This is a genomic window from Aquabacterium sp. OR-4 (genome assembly GCF_025290835.2).
Taxonomy (GTDB): domain Bacteria; phylum Pseudomonadota; class Gammaproteobacteria; order Burkholderiales; family Burkholderiaceae_C; genus Pseudaquabacterium.
The window spans coordinates 2,177,112-2,194,182 of record NZ_JAOCQD020000001.1 but is presented as its reverse complement, the minus strand read 5'-3'; the positions used below and the strand labels follow the sequence as shown (position 1 = coordinate 2,194,182).

12 protein-coding genes are annotated in these 17,071 nt (G+C 71.1%); 5 read left to right on the top strand and 7 right to left on the bottom strand.

Annotation, left to right across the window (positions count from 1 at the left end; translation table 11 throughout):
• Window positions 1–9: 9 nt before the first annotated feature.
• A complete protein-coding gene (locus tag N4G63_RS09515) occupies window positions 10–1,416 on the bottom strand; it encodes a sensor histidine kinase (protein ID WP_260788690.1) in 1,407 nt (468 codons plus the stop codon).
• Window positions 1,417–1,489: 73 nt separating this feature from the next.
• Window positions 1,490–2,191 carry a response regulator transcription factor gene (locus tag N4G63_RS09510; protein ID WP_314599619.1) on the bottom strand — a complete coding sequence of 234 codons (702 nt, stop codon included), beginning with the start codon at window positions 2,189–2,191 and terminating at the stop codon, window positions 1,490–1,492.
• A gap of 191 nt (window positions 2,192–2,382) precedes the next feature.
• Here N4G63_RS09510 and N4G63_RS09505 point away from each other — a divergent pair, with 191 nt between their 5' ends.
• The 5 genes from N4G63_RS09505 to N4G63_RS09485 all read left to right on the top strand — a co-directional run bounded on the left by N4G63_RS09505 (window position 2,383) and on the right by N4G63_RS09485 (window position 9,517).
• Entirely contained in the window at window positions 2,383–3,426 is a 1,044-nt protein-coding gene (locus tag N4G63_RS09505; RefSeq protein WP_260788689.1) for a porin, read from the top strand.
• A 69-nt stretch (window positions 3,427–3,495) separates the two neighbouring features.
• Window positions 3,496–4,458 carry a Bug family tripartite tricarboxylate transporter substrate binding protein gene (locus N4G63_RS09500; protein WP_260788066.1) on the top strand — a complete coding sequence of 321 codons (963 nt, stop codon included), beginning with the start codon at window positions 3,496–3,498 and terminating at the stop codon, window positions 4,456–4,458.
• A 47-nt stretch (window positions 4,459–4,505) separates the two neighbouring features.
• The gene (locus N4G63_RS09495) at window positions 4,506–4,994 is read left to right on the top strand and encodes a tripartite tricarboxylate transporter TctB family protein (protein ID WP_314599618.1); all 489 of its coding nucleotides are present in this window, start codon (window positions 4,506–4,508) and stop codon (window positions 4,992–4,994) included.
• 13 nt (window positions 4,995–5,007) lie between these two features.
• The gene (locus N4G63_RS09490) at window positions 5,008–6,519 is read left to right on the top strand and encodes a tripartite tricarboxylate transporter permease (RefSeq protein ID WP_260788064.1); all 1,512 of its coding nucleotides are present in this window, start codon (window positions 5,008–5,010) and stop codon (window positions 6,517–6,519) included.
• Window positions 6,520–6,790: 271 nt separating this feature from the next.
• Complete coding sequence (locus tag N4G63_RS09485) at window positions 6,791–9,517, top strand: beta strand repeat-containing protein (RefSeq protein ID WP_260788063.1); 2,727 nt, start codon at window positions 6,791–6,793, stop codon at window positions 9,515–9,517.
• A 17-nt stretch (window positions 9,518–9,534) separates the two neighbouring features.
• Here the strand turns inward: N4G63_RS09485 and hemH are convergent, their stop codons facing one another.
• The 5 genes from hemH to dnaG form a co-directional block, all read right to left on the bottom strand.
• Complete coding sequence (gene hemH, locus N4G63_RS09480) at window positions 9,535–10,632, bottom strand: ferrochelatase (RefSeq protein WP_314599617.1); 1,098 nt, start codon at window positions 10,630–10,632, stop codon at window positions 9,535–9,537.
• A gap of 37 nt (window positions 10,633–10,669) precedes the next feature.
• Window positions 10,670–11,065, bottom strand: a complete 396-nt coding sequence (locus N4G63_RS09475; protein ID WP_314599616.1) for a response regulator — start codon at window positions 11,063–11,065, stop codon at window positions 10,670–10,672.
• A 4-nt stretch (window positions 11,066–11,069) separates the two neighbouring features.
• The gene (locus N4G63_RS09470) at window positions 11,070–12,014 is read right to left on the bottom strand and encodes an adenylate/guanylate cyclase domain-containing protein (RefSeq protein ID WP_314599615.1); all 945 of its coding nucleotides are present in this window, start codon (window positions 12,012–12,014) and stop codon (window positions 11,070–11,072) included.
• A gap of 226 nt (window positions 12,015–12,240) precedes the next feature.
• Complete coding sequence (gene rpoD, locus N4G63_RS09465; protein WP_260788060.1) at window positions 12,241–14,532, bottom strand: RNA polymerase sigma factor RpoD; 2,292 nt, start codon at window positions 14,530–14,532, stop codon at window positions 12,241–12,243.
• Between the two features lie 524 nt (window positions 14,533–15,056).
• Window positions 15,057–17,069 (bottom strand): DNA primase, encoded by a 2,013-nt coding sequence (gene dnaG, locus N4G63_RS09460; protein ID WP_260788059.1) that lies wholly within the window; start codon window positions 17,067–17,069, stop codon window positions 15,057–15,059.
• Window positions 17,070–17,071: the final 2 nt, after the last annotated feature.

Below are 17,071 nucleotides of genomic sequence, written 5' to 3'. Positions count from 1 at the left end.
CGCCGGCGCTCAGGTCGGCGGCTGGTGGGCCAGCGGCAGGCGCACGCTGGCGTCGAGGCCCAGCACCCGGGCACCGTCGAGGCGGTTGTCCAGCGTCAGGCGGCCGCCCAGCGAGGCCACGATCTCCTGGCAGATGGCCAGGCCCAGGCCGGCGCCATCGGCGGCCACCTCGTCGGTGTCGCCGCGCGCAAAGGGCTGCATCAGGCGCGGGCGCAGGCTGTCGGCGATGCCCGGGCCCTGGTCGGCCACGGTGAGCTGGGCCTGGCCGTCGGCGGTGTGCATGCGCAGGCCCAGCGCGGCGCCCTCGGGCGAGACGCGGATGGCGTTGTGCAGCAGGTTGCGCACCAGCTCGTGCAGCGCCCAGGCGTGGCCGCGCACCGGCATCGGCTGGGCGTCGAGGTGGAAGTCGAGGTTGCGCGCGGCCACCAGCGGTGCCAGATCGAGTGCCACGTCGCGCACCACCTCGGCCCAGTCGAGCACCGGCGCGTCGCCCTGCTGGCGCAGCTGCTCCACCTTGGCCAGCGCCAGCATCTGGTTGGCCAGGCGGGTGGCGCCGTCGACGGTGTGGCCGATCTCCAGCAAGGCCTCGCGCGCCGGCAGATCGCCGCGCAGCGCCGACTGCACCTGCACCCGCAGCACCGCCAGCGGCGTGCGCAGCTGGTGCGAGGCGTCGCGCACAAAGCGCTTCTGGTGGGCCAGCAGCCGGGCCTGGCGCTGCAGCGCGTCGTTGGCCGCCTCGACCAGCGGGCGCAGCTCGCGCGGGGCCTCGGCGCCATCCAGCGGCGCCAGCTCGCCGGCGCGGCGCGCGCCGATGGCGGTGCTGAGCCGGCGCACCGGCCGCGTGACCCAGTGCACCACCGCCGTCACCACCACGGCGATCACCGCCATCAGCAGGGCCTGGTGCCACAGCGTGTCCAGCAGCATCTGGCGCGCCAGGGTCTGGCGCAGCTCCAGCGTCTCGGCCACCTGGATGGTGGCGGTGCCCTGGGTCACCGGGCTGGCCACCGGCTGCAGCAGCACGGCCACGCGCACCGGCTGCTCGCGGTAGCGGTCGTCGTAGAAATCGACCAGCGCGGCGTAGATGCCGCGGTCGGGGATGCGGCCGCGCCATACCGGCAGGTCGTCGAAGCCCGACACATGCTCACCCTGGAAGCCGGTGACGCGGTAGTACATGCGGCTGCGGTTGTCGGCCTCGAAGGCCTCCAGCGCGGCATAGGGCACCTGGGCCAGCAGGCGCGGTGCGCCTTCGGGGCCGGTGACGGTGAGCAGCTCGCCGATGGCCTTGGCCGATGCCAGCAGCGTGCGGTCGTAGGCGATGTCGGCCGAGTGCAGGGCCTGGCGGTAGATCGACGCGGTGTTGAGCGCCAGCAGCAGGCCCACCGGCAGCAAGATGCCCAGCAGCAGGCGCGCGCGCATCGACAGCCGCTGCAGCGCGCGGCCCGCGCGGGCGGCCAGCGGCTCGGCCGCGCTGCGCCCGGCCGCCACCGGTTCAGCCGGCGGCGGGGCTGGTGGCCGTGCTGCCGTCATCGGCCTTCAGCAGATAACCCAGGCCGCGCAGCGTGACGATGCGTGCGCCGGTGCGCGCCAGCTTCTTGCGCAGGCGGTAGGCCACCACCTCGATGGCGTCGGGCAGCACCTCGGGCTCGTCGGCAAACACCAGGGCCAGCAGCCGCTCCTTGGCCACGGCCTGGCCGGGCCGCGCCAGCAGCGCGCGCAGCAGCGCGGCCTCGCGCGGCGGCAGCTCCAGCGCCTCGCCGCGGTGGTAGACGGCGCCGCTGTCGCCATCGACCTGCAGGCCCATGAAGCTGCCGGGTCCGTCGGCCGGCGCGCCGCCGCGCCGTGCCAGCGCGCGCAGCCGCGCCTCGAGCTCGTCCAGGTCGAAGGGCTTGGGCAGGTAGTCGTCGGCGCCGGTGTTCAGGCCCAGCACGCGGTCGCCCACGGTGCCGCGGGCGGTGAGGATCAAGACCGGCGTGCGCAGCCCCTCGGCGCGCGCATCGGCCAGCACCTGCAGGCCGTCGCGGCCGGGCAGGCCGAGGTCGAGCAGCACCACGTCCGGGCAGCTGGCGCGCCAGCGCTCGAGCGCGCGCGCGCCGTCGCCGCAGCACAGCACCTGCACGCCGCCGCCGCGCTCCAGGCTGCGGCGCAGCGTGGCTTGCATGGCTTCGTGGTCTTCGATCAGCAGCACTTTCACGGCGCGCACCTTAGCAGCGCTTTGACGCTGCGGGCGGCCGAGCGCCCGGCTTGTGGGGCCATCGTGGTTTACCCGCAGGCTGTGGACAGCGGTTTGACAGCCTGGCTGTCGAGCATGCCGGCTGGCGCCAACAGCCGCTGGCCGCACGCGCCGCCATCACGACATCCGCAGGAGACAAGACCTTGAACCCCATGATCCCCTTTGCCCCCGCCCGCCGCACCTTGCGCCACGGTGCGCTGGCCGCGGCCGCCCTCGTCGCCCTGTCGGCACCTGCCTTCGCGCAGAGCAGCGTCACGGTGTTCGGCGTGCTCGACGTCGGCGTGCAGCAGCTCACCAACGGCAGCAAGCGCGTGAACCTGATGAGCATCGACGGCCTGCAGACCAGCCGTCTGGGCTTTCGCGGCACCGAAGACCTGGGTGACGGCATGAGCGCCGGCTTCCACCTCGAAGGCGCCCTGAGCCCCGACACCGGTGGCAGCAGCCTCGACTTCCGCCGGCGCTCGACCGTCAGCCTGGCCAAGAAGGGCGTGGGCGAGCTGCGCCTGGGCCGCGACTACACGCCCACCTTCTGGAGCATCAGCCGCTTCAACGCCTTCGGCACCAATGGCGTGGGCGCGGCCAGCAACCTGCTGTATGGCTTTGATGGCCTGTCGAGCAGCGCATCGACCGTGGTGCGGGCCAACAACTCGGTGGGCTACCACCTGCCCGACACCCTGGGTGGCGTGTACGGCCAGGCGATGTTCGCCTTTGGCGAAGGCAGCCCGGGCAAGTACGCCGGTGCGCGCATCGGCTATGCCAACAAGGAGCTCGACGTGGCTGCGGCCATCTCGAGCACCGAGAACAACGCCGCCGGCGACAACTTCAAGGTGGCCAACCTGGGCGGCAGCTACCGCTTCGGCAATGCCCGCGCCATGCTGCTGCTGCACCGCAGCGAGCAGACCACGCGCGAGCAGACCGGCTGGTCACTGGGGGGCACCTACACGATGGGGCAGACCACGCTGCGCGCCAGCTACACCCATGCCAACTTCAGCAACTCGGTGGGCAAGGTCGACTACAGCGGCAAGCAGCTGGCACTCGGCACGGTGTACGCCCTGTCCAAGCGCACCTCGCTGTATGCGACGATCTCGCGCGTGACCAACAGCGGCGCCGCCAAGTACGTGATCCCTGGCGGCAGCACGGTCACGGCAGGCCAGGGCTCGCGCGGCACCGAAGCCGGTATCTACCACTCGTTCTGATCGTTCCCTTTCATGCCATGTGAGCGGCCTTCGGGCCCCGCATGGCAGCCCACACGCAGGAGACACGGCATGCGCCGCAACGACTTCCTCAAGACCCTGCTGGCGCTCGGCGCGAGCGCCAGCCTGGCCACGCGCGCCGACGCGGCCGCGGCCAATCTGAAGATGATGATCCCGGCCAACCCCGGTGGCGGCTGGGACGGCACCGGCCGCGCACTCGGCAAGGCGCTGGTGGAAGCCGGCGCGGCGGCCACCGTGAACTACGAGAACAAGGGCGGCGCGGCCGGCGCCATCGGCCTGGCGCAGTTCGTCAACGCCAGCAAGGGCGACCCGAACGCGCTGATGGTGATGGGCGCCGTGATGGTGGGCGGCATCATCGCCGGCAAGCCGCCGGTGAACCTGTCGCAGGCCACGCCGATCGCGCGCCTGCTCAGCGAGTACCAGGTGTTCGTGGTGCCCGCCGCCTCGCCGCTGAAGTCGATGAAGGAAGTCGTCGAGCAGCTCAAGAAAGACCCCGGCAGCGTCAAGTGGGGTGGCGGTTCGCGTGGCTCCACCGAGCACATCGCCGCGGCCATGCTGGCGCGCGAGGTGGGCGTGGATGCCGGCAAGATCAACTACGTGGCCTTCCGGGGCGGCGGCGAGGCCGTGGCTGCGGTGCTGGGCGGCAACGTCACGGTGGGCGGCAGCGGCTACACCGAGTTCGGCGAGTACATCAAGGCCGGCAAGATGCGCCCGATCGCCGTGACCGCGCCCACCCGCCTGAAGGGCGTGGACGCCCCCACGCTCAAGGAGCTGGGCTTCAACGTCGAGATCGGCAACTGGCGCGGCATCTACGCCGCCCCGGGCATCACGCCCGAGCAGCGCAAGGCGCTCACCGAGATGATCCTCAAGGCCACCAAGAGCGCGGCCTGGGCGCAGGCGGTCGAGACCAACGGCTGGACGCCCGCGCTGATGACCGGCCCCGAGTTCGACAAGTTCGTCGACGACCAGTTCGCCGCGCTGCGCGCGGTGATGGTCAAGGCCGGCATGATCTGATGCGCAGCGGCAGCGCACATCCACGGCAGCTGGCAGTGAGTGCGGGCGTGCTCGCACTGGCCGCACTGCTGGCCGCCGGCGCCTCGCAGATCGGCGGCGACGCCGGCTACGGTGGCGTGGGCCCGGCCTTTCTGGCCTGGGCCGTGAGTGCGCTGCTGGGCGGCTGCGGCCTGCTGCTGCTGCGCGAGGCGCTCAGCGGCGGCTTTCGCGGCATGCCGGTCGATGACGAGGCGGATGACGCCGCCGACACCGCCGCGCCCGCGCCCGCCTACTGGCCGGGCTTTGCCTGGGTGAGCGCCGGCCTGCTGCTGAACGCGCTGCTGATCACGCGCATCGGCTTCATCCTCAGCTGTGCGCTGTGCTTTGCCCTGGCGGTGCGCGGCTTCAAGGGCGCGCAGGGCCGCGGCCGCCATGGTGCGGGCGCCTGGCTGCGCGACGGGCTGATCGGCATGGCCATCGCCGGGCCGGTGTTCTGGATGTTTTCCAAGGGCCTGGCGATCAGCCTGCCGGGCCTGACCAGCACCGGCTGGATCTGACGGAGTGGCGGTGATGGATCTCTGGAACCTGCTGATGCAGGGCTTTGCCACGGCCGGCACGCCGGTCAACCTGGCGTGGGCGCTGCTGGGCTGCACCATCGGCACGGCGGTGGGCGTGCTGCCGGGCATCGGCCCGTCCACCGCGGTGGCCATGCTGCTGCCGATCACGCTGAAGGTCGACCCGACGGCCTCGATGATCTTTTTTGCCGGCATCTACTACGGCGCGATGTACGGCGGCTCGACCACCTCGATCCTGATGAACACGCCCGGCGAGGCCGGCTCGCTGATCACCGCGATGGAGGGCAACAAGATGGCCCGCAGCGGCCGCGCCGGCGCGGCGCTGGCCACGGCGGCCATCGGCAGCTTCGTGGCCGGCAGCATCGCCACGGTGGTGGTCACGCTGTTTGCACCGCTGGTGGCCACGCACGCGGTCAAGCTGGGCCCGCCCGAGTACTTTTTGCTGATGGTGCTGGCCTTCTGCACCGTGAGTGCGGTGCTGGGGCAGAGCACGCTGCGCGGCCTGACCGCACTGGGCATCGGCCTGGCGATGGGCCTGGTGGGCCTGGACCAGATCTCGGGCCAGGCGCGCTACACGATGGGCGTGCCCGAGCTGATGGACGGCCTGGAGGTGGTGCTGATCGCGGTGGGCCTGTTTGCCGTGGCCGAGGCCCTGCATGCGGTGCTGTTTGAAGGCCGCGTGGTCGAGACCCAGAACGCGATGAGCCGCGTGCACATGAGCGCGCAGGAGTGGCGTCGCTCGTGGCCGGCCTGGCTGCGCGGCACCTTCATCGGCATCCCGTTCGGCACCATTCCGGCCGGCGGCAGCGAGATCCCCACCTTCCTGAGCTACGCCACCGAGAAGAAGCTGTCGAAGCACCAGGCCGAGTTTGGCAAGGGCGGCGCCATCGAGGGCGTGGCCGGGCCCGAGGCGGCCAACAACGCGGCCATCACGGCCACGCTGATCCCGCTGCTGACGCTGGGCATTCCCACCTCCAACACCACGGCGGTGCTGCTGGGGGCGTTCCAGAACTACGGCATCAACCCCGGGCCGCAGCTGTTTGACAGCAATGCCTCGCTGGTGTGGGCGCTGATCGCCAGCCTGTACATCGGCAACGTGATGCTGCTGGTGCTGAACCTGCCGCTGGTGGGCCTGTGGGTCAAGCTGCTCAAGCTGCCCAAGGCGCACCTGTACGCCGGCATCCTGATCTTTGCCACCGTGGGCGTGTACGGCATGCGCCAGAGCGCCTTTGATCTGGTGCTGCTGTACGCCATCGGCCTGCTGGGCCTGGTGCTGCGGCGCTTCGACTTTCCCACCGCGCCGGTGGTGGTGGGCATGATCCTGGGCCCGCTGGCCGAGGCCCAGATGCGCAACGCCGTGGCCATTGGCGAGGGCCGCTGGACGATCTTTCTGCAGCGCCCCGGCTCGCTGGCGCTGCTGCTGGTGATTGCCGCGGTGCTGGTGCTGCCGCGGCTGATGGCCTGGCGGCGACAGCGCCAGCAGCGCGAACTGGCGCACCAGGGCTGACGGACTGGGCTGCCCTCCCTTGTTCTAGGGGCGGACCTGTCATTGAAATCACGGATGTGCCGGCCCACCGGATGGCTAGTGTGCAGAGCTCCACGATCAGGAGATCTCCATGCAGCGCAGCGTCTGGCAGAGCGTACTGAACCTGCGGGCCCAACACCGGGACCAACACCCGGCCGAATACCGGGCCGAATACCGGGCCGGACACCGGCCTGGACACCGGGCCGCCCCCCGTGCAGACAACAAGCGGTGGCGAGGCTGGCCCCTGACGCCGGTGGCCCTGGCCAGCCTGGGGCTGGTGGCGGCCCTGCCGGCGCAAGCGCAGTTCAGCAGCAGTGGCGCGGTGCAGGTCTACCCCGCCCTGGCCGCCGTGCCCAGCGGGCCTGGCAACGCCGACTTGGGCAATGTGGGCCTGCAGGTGGGCCACAGTGCGCCGGGCAGCTTCAATGCGCTGGGCGGCAGCCAGTTGCGTGTGGGCACGCTGGCCATCGGCCCCAGCGGCAATGGCAGTGGCCACGGCACGGTGCTGATCGACGGCAGTGGCACCGTGGTGCGGCTGGTGGGTGACGGCTTCTCTGACGGCGTGATCAACCGGCTGGGCGTGGGTGAATGGGGCCACGGTGCGCTCACGGTCTCGGGCGGCGCGGTGCTCGATGGCCGCGCCGAGGCGGCCAGCTGCCTCGGCCAGTTCCACTACTGCAACAACTTCATCGGCAACGCCGCCGGCTCGACCGGGGTGTTCACGGTCAGCGGCGCGGGCTCGCAGGCCAGCTTTCTGCGCTTTTTCGGCGTGGGCGGTCTGGCGGTGTTCCATCCGCCGGTCGACAGCTTCACCTTTGGCACGCCAGGCGGCAGCACGCGTGGCACCGTGAACGTGCTGGCCGGCGGCACCCTGATCACCGACAACGCCCACCTCGGCCTGGCGCCGGGGGGCAGCAGCCCCACCGGCAGCGAGCGCAGCTTTGCCGAGGCCTCGATCCAGGGTGCGGGCTCGCTGTGGCGCGTGACCGGCGGCACGCTGGAGCCCGGCCAGTACGCGCGCTTCCTGACCGCGCAGCACACCAATGCCTCGGTCAGCGTCACCGTGGCCGCCGGCGGCGAGATCCGCATCGAGGGCGATGGCAACGCGTTCACGGCGATGAACCTGAGCTCCGGTGGCGGCCGCACCGACATGCTGGTGACCGGGGCGGGCTCGCGCGTGCACTTCCAGGGCATGTCGGGGGTGCTCAATGTCACCACCAGCACCGGCACGGCCTTCGTCGACATCCGCGACGGCGGCGTGATCGACGGCATGTTCTATGCCGCGGTCGGGCGCAGTGGCGGGGTGGCCTCGCTCACCATCGACGGCCATGGCAGTCTCATGCGGGTGGACGGCACGGCCACTGCGGCCGCCAACGGCAGCAGCAATGTCGCAGCCATGGACATCGGCCGCAATGGCGGCCGAGGCAGCGTGACCGTCGGCAACGGCGGCCGCCTCGAACTGCTGGCCAGCACCAGCACCACCGGCGGTTTGGGTTTCAGTCTGGGGCGTGATGCCAACTCCAGCGGCAGCCTGAACATCGGCGCCGGCGGCGTGGTGTTGCTGCGCAGCGAATCGTCGGCACCCGACAGCGCGGCCGAAACCTGGAACCCCTTCATGCGCGTCGGCCGCGACGGCAATGGCACGCTGGCCATCACAGATGGTGGCCAACTGCTGCTGCAGGGCGGCGCGGTGTCGACGCCGGCCAACCGGCGCAGCACCAGCCTGTACATCGGCGGCTCGGGCGAGTTCACGGTGGGCGGCAAGGGCGTGGCCACGGTGAGCGGCAGCGGCTCCGAGATCCGCCTGACCGGCACCGATGCCTTCATCGGCGTCGGCGTGGGGCCGCAGAGCACCGGCCAGCTCGCGGTGCGCCAGGGCGGTGCGGTGCACGGCCTGGGCATCGTCGTCGGCCGCGGCGCGGGTGTCGGTCTGCTGACGGCCGACAACGGCACCTTGTCGATGAGCGGGCAGCAAAGCGCGGGCTCGCAGTCGGGCGCCTTTCTGGTGGTGGCCGATGGCGGCGGCGTTGGCGTTGCCACGCTGGCCAACGCCAGCGTGATGACGCTGGCCAATGCCGGCACGGACGGCGCCGGCTTCACCATCGGCGGCTCCAGCTACTCGGCGGGGGGCGACGGCAGCCTCACGCTCAGCGGTGGCTCACGCCTCACCGTCACGGCCGGCGCCGGCCTGGCCGGTGGCACGGTGGGCCGCGACGGCAGCGGTTTGCTGCGCCTGCGCGGCGCCAGCCAGCTCGACCTGGGCGACGGCAACCTGTACGTGGGCCGGCTGGCCGGGGGCGACGGCACGGTGATCGCATCCGAGGGCTCCACGCTTACCGCCGGCTGGGTGGGTGTGGGCGCACGCAAGACCGACACCGGCCATGAGGACGGCGGCACCGGCACCGTGGTGCTGATCAACAGCCGCCTGCACGCGCAGCAGGTCGTCATCGGCACCCATGGCTTTCTGGGCGGCACCGGCACGATCAGCGGCGGGGTCACCCACCGCGGCACCCTGGCGCCGGGCAACTCGCCGGGCACGCTGGTCATCCAGGGCGGCTTCACCGCCGAGGCTGGCAGCCGCATGGTGCTCGAGATCGAGGGCGATGCCACGCAGGGCTTCCGCACCGACACCGTGGTGTTCGGCGCCGGGCAGCCGCTCGATCTGGACGGGCTGGCAATCGAGTTCCACTTTCTCGGCAGCACCGATCCCAACGCCTTTGCGGCCAGCGGTGGCTTCGAGGTCGAGAGCTTCCTGCGCCAGCAGGACGGGCAGGGCGGCTCGGCCGAGATTGCCGCTGCGGCCCTGGCGGGCGCCAGCTTCAGCGCCCAGTCGTCGACCTACGACATCCGCAACTTCAGCTTCGATGCGGTGCAGGGTGCGGTGTTCACCGCCAACCCGGTGCCCGAGCCCGGCAGCTGGGCCCTGCTGGCCGGCGGCCTGCTGGGCCTGGCCTTGCGCCTGCGGCGGCGCCTGCGCTGACTGGCGGGGCCGCGCCGTCAGTCGCTGGCGCCCTGGGCCAGGGCGCGCTGGCGCTGGGCCGCCAGCGCCTCGCCCGTGGGCCCGCTGTCGCTGCGGGTGGGCCAGCCCTGCAGATGGCGCTCGGCCAGATCGGCCAGCGCGGCCAGGCCGTCGGCGCGGGTGTTCAGGCAGGGGATGTAGGCAAAACGTTCGCCCCCGGCGGCCAGGAAGGCGTCGCGCACCTCCATGCCCACTTCCTCGAGGGTTTCGAGGTTGTCGGTGGCAAAACCGGGGCAGATCGCATCCAGCTGCCGGATGCCTTCGCGCGCCAGGCGCTGCACCGTGGGCTCGGTGTAGGGCTCCAGCCATTGCGCGCGGCCCAGCCGGCTCTGGAAGGTGACGATGTACCCGTCGGCCGACAGGCCCAGCGCCTGGGCCAGCAGCCGCGCCGTGACATGGCATTCGCAGTGGTACGGATCACCCAGCGCGAGGCTGCGCGCGGGCACGCCGTGAAAGCTCATCACCAGCTTCTGGCCGCGGCCGTGGGCGGCCCAATGCTCGCGCACGCTGGCCGCCAGCGCGGCGATGTGGGCCGGATCGTCGTGGTAGTGGTTGACGAAGCGCAGCTCGGGCACGCGGCGGCTGCGGCGGGCCCAGGCGCCCACCGCGTCGACCACGCTGCCGGTGGTGGCCGCGGCGTACTGCGGGTACAGCGGCAGCACCAGGATGCGGGTGGCGCCGGCCGCCTTCAGTGCATCCAGCTCGGCGGCGATGGCCGGTTGCCCGTAGCGCATGGCAAAGCGCACCAGCACGGTGTGGCCGCGGGCATCCAGCAGGGCCTGCAGGCCCTCGGCCTGGCCGCGGGTGCCCAGCAGCAGTGGCGAGCCATCGGCAGCCCAGATGCTGGCGTACTTGGCGGCCGACTTGGCCGGCCGCAGGCGCAGGATCACGCCGTGCAGGATCAGCCACCACAGCGGGCGTGGAATCTCCACCACCCGCGGGTCCCACAAGAACTCGGCCAGGTAGCGGCGCAGCGCGGCCGGCGTGGGCGCATCGGGCGTGCCCAGGTTGACCAGCAGCACGGCGCTGCGCTCGGGCTGGCCGTGGCGGTAGGCGGGTTCAGGGGCAAAGTTCATCGCGGCGCATTGTCCGGCATGCGCCGCCGCCGGCCGCTCAGCCGGCCGTGGCCAGCGCCTGCAGCGCGGCGCGCACCGCGCTGGCCGCCACCGGCTTGGCCCAGAACTCGGCAAAACCGGCCGCCGCGGCGCGTGCGCGGTCGTCGGGGTCGCTGTCGGCCGAGCACATGATGGTGTGGCGCGGGCGCACGCCCGGCAGGGCCAGCAGGCGCGGCAGCAGTTCGTGGCCGCTCAGGTCGGGCAGCCAGGCGTCGAGCACCAGCACGTCGGGCGGCCAGTCGGTGGCGATGGCCAGGGCCTCGGCCGCGTCTTCGGCCAGGCGCAGCGTGATGCCAGCCTCGCCGCGCAGCATCTCGGCAAACAGCAGGGCGCACAGCCGATCGTCCTCGACATACAGCACCCGCAGCGTGGCAGGCGTTTGCGGGCGGGCCATCGGCTCAGCCCGGCTGCGGCACGGTGTCGTAGAAGGCCAGCACCTCGAAGCGCACACATGGCGCGTTAGGGTCCTTGGGCGTGCCGCCCAGGCCGATGGTGCCGCTGCCATGCAGCATGCAGCGGCCGCGGCGCAGGCTCACCACGTCGTCGCTGCTGGCGAACTGCACATAGCTGCCGTTGTAGCTGAGGTCGGTGACCTGGAAGGCGCCGCCATGCCAGTCGATGCGGGCATGCGAGCGCGACACCCGCGAGTCGTCCACCCGGAACTGCGCCTGCGGGCTGCGGCCCAGCACGATGGGCATGCTGCCGCCATCAAACACCACCTCCAGCGGGCCCCAGCTCAGGCGCACCGCCTCGGGCTCGGCCGAGCTGGGCACCGGGCCGAACTGCGTGACCGGCATGTCCAGCCCGCGCCGGCCGCCAGCCACATGCACCTGCACCGGCTCGGCCCGGCCACGCAGGTGCATCCAGTCGAGCGAGCGAAAGCGCTTCTTCTGCTCGCCCGACAGGCCGGCCAGCACCTCGGCGGTGATCAGGGTCTCGTTGTCGCTGGCGTGGTCGAGCAGGCGCGCCGCCACGTTGACGGCATCGCCAAAGCAGTCGCCGCCCATCTCGACGATCTCGCCGCGCGCCAGCGCCACCTGCAGCTTCAGGCCCCGCAGGCCCGCCGACGCGCCACGCTCGCGGCCGCGGCTGACCAGCTGATCGAGCTCGTCGTGCATCAGCAAGGCCGACTGCAGCCCGGCCGCGGGGGTCTCGAACACCGCCATCAAGCCGTCGCCCAGGGTCTTGACCACCACGCCGCCGGCCGCCGGCACCGAGCGCGTGAGCGCCGCCACGGTGTGGGTGACCACCGAGGTGGCCTCGGCGTTGCCCAGCGTCTCGTAGAGCGCGGTGCTGCCGCGCAGGTCGGCAAAAAGTACGGTGCGCTCGGCAATGCGCGTCATGCGCCGCAGTTTAGCCGTGAACCTTGCCACACCCGGCCGGCGCAGCCCCCATGAAAAAGGCGCCCCGCGGGGCGCCTTGTCAGCACGGTCTGGCGGCTTGCCGCCCTGGCCGATCACAGCGGGTCCGGCGGGGGCCCGGGCCTGTGGCATTGCCGCAAGCCGCGGTGCCGCTGCGTCGCAGTCCACTGACGCGGACCACGGAGGCAGACCACGCCGCTGGCCCGCCTTACAGGTTGTCCAGATACGTGCGCAGCTTGTCCGAACGGCTCGGGTGCTTGAGCTTGCGGATGGCCTTGGCCTCGATCTGGCGGATGCGCTCGCGGGTCACGTCGAACTGCTTGCCCACTTCTTCCAGCGTGTGGTCGGTGGACATCTCGATGCCGAAGCGCATGCGCAGCACCTTGGCCTCGCGCGGCGTGAGCGAGTCGAGGATTTCCTTGACCACGTCGCGCAGGCCGGCCTGCATCGCGGCTTCCACCGGGGCCACGTTGTTGGTGTCCTCGATGAAGTCGCCCAGGTGGCTGTCGTCGTCGTCACCGATCGGCGTTTCCATGGAGATCGGCTCTTTGGCGATCTTCATGATCTTGCGGATCTTGTCCTCGGGCATCTCCATCTTCTCGGCCAGCGTCGGTGCATCGGGTTCGAAGCCGAACTCCTGCAGATGCTGGCGCGAGATGCGGTTCATCTTGTTGATCGTCTCGATCATGTGCACCGGGATGCGGATGGTGCGCGCCTGGTCGGCGATCGAGCGGGTGATGGCCTGGCGGATCCACCACGTGGCGTAGGTCGAGAACTTGTAGCCGCGGCGGTATTCGAACTTGTCCACCGCCTTCATCAGGCCGATGTTGCCCTCTTGGATCAGGTCGAGGAACTGCAGGCCGCGGTTGGTGTACTTCTTGGCGATCGAGATCACCAGGCGCAGGTTGGCCTCGATCATCTCCTTCTTGGCATCGCGGCTGGCCTTCTCGCCCGCGTTCATCTCGCGGTTGATCTCCTTCAGGTCGTCCAGCGGCACCACGGCCTGCTGCTGCAGGTCGATCAGCTTTTGCTGCAGTTCCTGCACGGCCGGCAGGTTGCGGCCGAGGATGGCGCTGAAGGGCTTGGCCGCGGCGATTTCCTTCTCGGCCCACTTCAGGTTCAGGATGTTGGGCGGGAAGGACTTGATGAACTGCTCTTGCGGCATGCCGCAGCGGTCGACCACGATCTTGCGGATCTCGCGCTCGAAGCGGCGCACGTCATCGACCTGCGAGCGCAGCACATCGCACAGCCGCTCGATGGTCTTGACCGTGAAGCGGATGGTCATCAGGTCGGCGGTGAGCTGGCCCTGGCACTTCACGTAGCCGGCCGAGCCGTAGCCGTCCTTCTCATACGCCGCGCGCATCTTCTCGAAGTGCTGGCGCACCAGACTGAAGCGCTCGAGCGCCTGGTTCTTCAGCTCCTCGAGCTTCTTGGTCAGGGCCTTGGAGCCGCCGGCGCCGTCGTCGTCGTCTTCTTCGTCGAATTCGTCGAAGTCTTCCTCGGCCACGTAGTCGTCGGCCTCGTCTTCGGCCACGAAGCCGTCGACCACCTCCGAGATCTGCATCGCACCGGCGCCGATCTTGTCGGCGTAGCCCAGGATCTCGGCAATCGTCTTGGGCGAGGCGCTGATGGCCTGCATCATCGACTGCAGGCCGCCCTCGATGCGCTTGGCGATCTCGATCTCGCCCTCGCGGGTGAGCAGTTCCACCGAGCCCATCTCGCGCATGTACATGCGCACCGGGTCGGTGGTGCGGCCGAACTCGCTGTCCACGGTGGACAGCGCGGCTTCGGCGGCTTCTTCGGCTTCTTCTTCCGTCGCGGTGGTGGTGCTGCCACCGGCGATCAGCAGCGTGGCGGCGTCAGGGGCCTGCTCGTAGACCGCGATGCCCATGTCGTTGAGCATGGACACGATGGCTTCGAGGATCTCGTTGTCCACCAGCTTCTCGGGCAGGTGGTCGTTGATTTCCTGGTGCGTGAGGAAGCCACGCGTCTTGCCCATCTTGATGAGGGTCTTGAGCTCCTGGCGGCGCTTGGCGACTTCCTCTTCGGTGAGCGTGGTCTCGTCCAGCCCGAACTCGCGCATCAGCGCGCGTTCCTTGGCCCGCGAGACCTTCATGCGCAGCGGCTTGGCCTTGGCCTCGGCCGCACCTTCTTCGGCCACCACCGCCTCGGGTTCGGCCTCGGCCTCGAACTCCACCTCGGCCTCGACCTCGAGGTCGATCAGGTCGTCCTCTTCGGCCTTCTTGGGCTCGACAGCCTTTGCGCCCTTGGCGGCGGCCTTGGCCGTCTTGGCTGCCGGCTTGGCCGGCTTGTCGGCCTTGGCCTCCGCCTTGTCGGCCTTGGGCGCGGCTGCCTTGGCCTTGGTGGCCTTGCCTGCCTCGGGCGCCAGCGGGGCGGCGGCCACGGCGGCAGCCTTGACGGCCTTGGCGGCCTTCACGGGCGCGGCATCGGCGTCGGCCTTGGGCTCGGGCTTCGCGGCGTCGGTCTTCTTGGCGTTCATGCAGTTCCTTGAGCGATGGTCTGACGGTTGGCTCCGGCCCCTCGCGGCCCCCACCGGCCCGCATGGGCAGGCCGCAACGCCGGCCGGCCGCACGGCGTGGCCGGCGTGGCAGCCATGTCCGGCCCGATGGGCAGACACGCCGCAACGCCCGCGCATGCCGGGCCGAAGCGTCGGTGCAGGGGAGCGAGGCTCGGTCGGGCAAGCTCGCGTGGACGTTTTTTGGGTGCAGCCCTGGCGGAAGAAGGTGGCCTGATGCGCAATGCGCGCCCGTTTCGCGGGTGGCCGGGTACCGGAGGTGCTGCCGTCACTCTTGCCGATTTAACCAATCGAGCATTATACCAGCCGTGCGCTGATTTCTGCTGGGCGAGGCCTGGTTTGGCGGTGGGGATGGGCTGTTGTTGGCCCGTGAGCCGTGAGCCGTGAGCCGTGAGCCGTGGCCGAATAACTGCGGGTTGGCGGGTGGGCAGGGCGACGGGGCAGCACGCCGACCTGTTGGCCGGTCAGCGGGCCAGCTGGCCGGCGGGTCAGCGCCGCGGGCTGCTGGCCGATGCGCCGGCTGCTGCGGGGGCGGCCTTGAGCTGCTTGGTCAGCTCGATCAGCTCGCGCCGGCGTTCGGTGGCGGCCTCGGAGAGCTCGCCCGATTCGATCAGCCACTCCAGCTCTTCGGCCACGGCGCGCTGGCGCAGGCGGCGCAGCACGCTGTCGAACAGCGCGGCGGGGTCTTCGTCGTCGTCGACCTCGTGAAAGCCGGTCATGCGGTCGAGCAGCGGCGCCAGCACGTCGGCATCGTCGCCGCGCCGCATCTCGTCGAGCAGCGCCGGCAGTGCGATGCCGCCGTGCTCGTGCACGGCTCGCTCCAGCGCGGCAAAGAAGCTGTTGTAGGGCGTGCCCTGGCCGGCGAGGAAGTCGTGCACCTCGCCCGACAGTTCGAGCCACAGGCCGGCATGCCGGGCCAGCAGCCAGGCGGCGCGGTCGAGCAGCGTGGCCGTTTGCGGCGGCGTGCGGCGGCCGCCCATGGCCGGCACGAAAGGGCGGTCGCGCCGCTTGCGCCAGCCGTCGCCACCGCTGCCGCCTTCGCCATCGCGCTCTTTCCAGCGCCGGCGGCCGCTGTCGGGCGGATTGCCGTCGCGGGCGTCGGCGGCGTCGCTGGGCCAGGGCGCGCCATCGTCGGCCGGCGCGCCGGAGGGGGCCGCTTCGCGCCGGGCCGGCTCGGCCCGCCCGGCGCGGCCCTGCGCGCGCCGCGACCAATGGGCCTGCAGCGACTCCACCGGCAGGCCGCCGCGCTGCGCCAGCTCGGCCACCAGTTGCTCGCGCAGCAGGCCCTCGGGCAGCAGGGCCACCAGCGGGCCGGCCTGGGTGAGCATCTTGCTGCGGCCTTCGGGCGTGGCCAGGTCGCAATCGGCGCCGGCATGGGCGATCAGCTGGGTGGACAGCGGCACCGCGCCGGCCAGTGCCTGCTCGAAGGCCTCGGGGCCGAGCTCGCGGATGTAGGAGTCGGGGTCGTGCTCGGTGGGCAGGAACAGGAAGCGGATGCTGCGCGTATCGCTGGCATGGGGCAGCGCGGCCTCGAGCGCGCGGGCCGCGGCGCGGCGGCCGGCGGCGTCGCCGTCAAAGCTGAAGACCACCGCCTCGGTGAAGCGAAACAGCTTGACCACATGCTCGGCGGTGCAGGCCGTGCCAAGGGTGGCCACGGCGTTGGCATAGCCCCACTGGGCCAGGGCCACCACGTCCATGTAGCCCTCGACCACCAGCGCGTAACCCTTGCTGCGCAGCGCCTGGCGCGCCTCGTACAGGCCGTAGAGCTCGCGGCCCTTGTGGAACACCGGGGTCTCGGGCGAGTTGAGGTACTTGGGCTCGCCCTGGTCGAGCACGCGGCCGCCGAAGCCGATGACCTCGCCCTTGACCGAGCGGATCGGGAACATGATGCGGTCGCGAAAGCGGTCGTAGCGCTTCTGGTCCTCGCCCTCGTCGCCGCTCACGATCACCAGGCCCGACTCGGTGAGCAGCGGGTCGTCGTAGCGGGCAAACACGCTGGCCAGCGTGCGCCAGCCGTCGGGCGCGTAGCCCAGGCCGAACTGCGCGGCGACCTGGCCGGTGAGGCCGCGGCGCTTGAGGTAGTCCACCGCGCGCGGATTGCTCTTGAGCGAGGTGCGGTAATGCGCGCCGGCCTTGGCCAGCACGTCGCTCAGCGAGGCGCGCTGCGCCTTCTCGGCCTGCTCGCGCTCGCGTTCGGCCGGCGTGCTGCGGTCGTCGGGCACGTTGACGCCGGTCTGCTGCGCCAGCTCGCGCACCGCGTCCATGAAGCCCAGGCCGCCCTGCTCGGTGAGAAAACGGATCGCGTCGCCATGCGCGCCGCAGCCAAAGCAGTGGTAGGTCTGGCGCGACGGGCTGACGATGAAGCTGGGAGACTTCTCGCCGTGAAACGGGCACAGGCCCTTGTGGTTGATGCCGGCCTTCTTGAGCTCGACATGGCGGCCCACCACCTCGACGATGTCGACGCGGGACAGCAGTTCCTGGATGAAGCCTTGGGGGAGCACCC

What these genes read in the sequence shown, in the direction of transcription:
- N4G63_RS09515 (WP_260788690.1), bottom strand. Translation starts at nt 1,416, where the DNA reads ATGCGCGCGCGCCTGCTGCTGGGCATCTTGCTGCCGGTGGGCCTGCTG.
- N4G63_RS09505 (WP_260788689.1), top strand. Translation starts at nt 2,383, where the DNA reads ATGATCCCCTTTGCCCCCGCCCGCCGCACCTTGCGCCACGGTGCGCTG.
- N4G63_RS09500 (WP_260788066.1), top strand. Translation starts at nt 3,496, where the DNA reads ATGCGCCGCAACGACTTCCTCAAGACCCTGCTGGCGCTCGGCGCGAGC.
- N4G63_RS09490 (WP_260788064.1), top strand. Translation starts at nt 5,008, where the DNA reads ATGGATCTCTGGAACCTGCTGATGCAGGGCTTTGCCACGGCCGGCACG.
- hemH (WP_314599617.1), bottom strand. Translation starts at nt 10,632, where the DNA reads ATGAACTTTGCCCCTGAACCCGCCTACCGCCACGGCCAGCCCGAGCGC.
- N4G63_RS09475 (WP_314599616.1), bottom strand. Translation starts at nt 11,065, where the DNA reads ATGGCCCGCCCGCAAACGCCTGCCACGCTGCGGGTGCTGTATGTCGAG.
- N4G63_RS09470 (WP_314599615.1), bottom strand. Translation starts at nt 12,014, where the DNA reads ATGACGCGCATTGCCGAGCGCACCGTACTTTTTGCCGACCTGCGCGGC.
- rpoD (WP_260788060.1), bottom strand. Translation starts at nt 14,532, where the DNA reads ATGAACGCCAAGAAGACCGACGCCGCGAAGCCCGAGCCCAAGGCCGAC.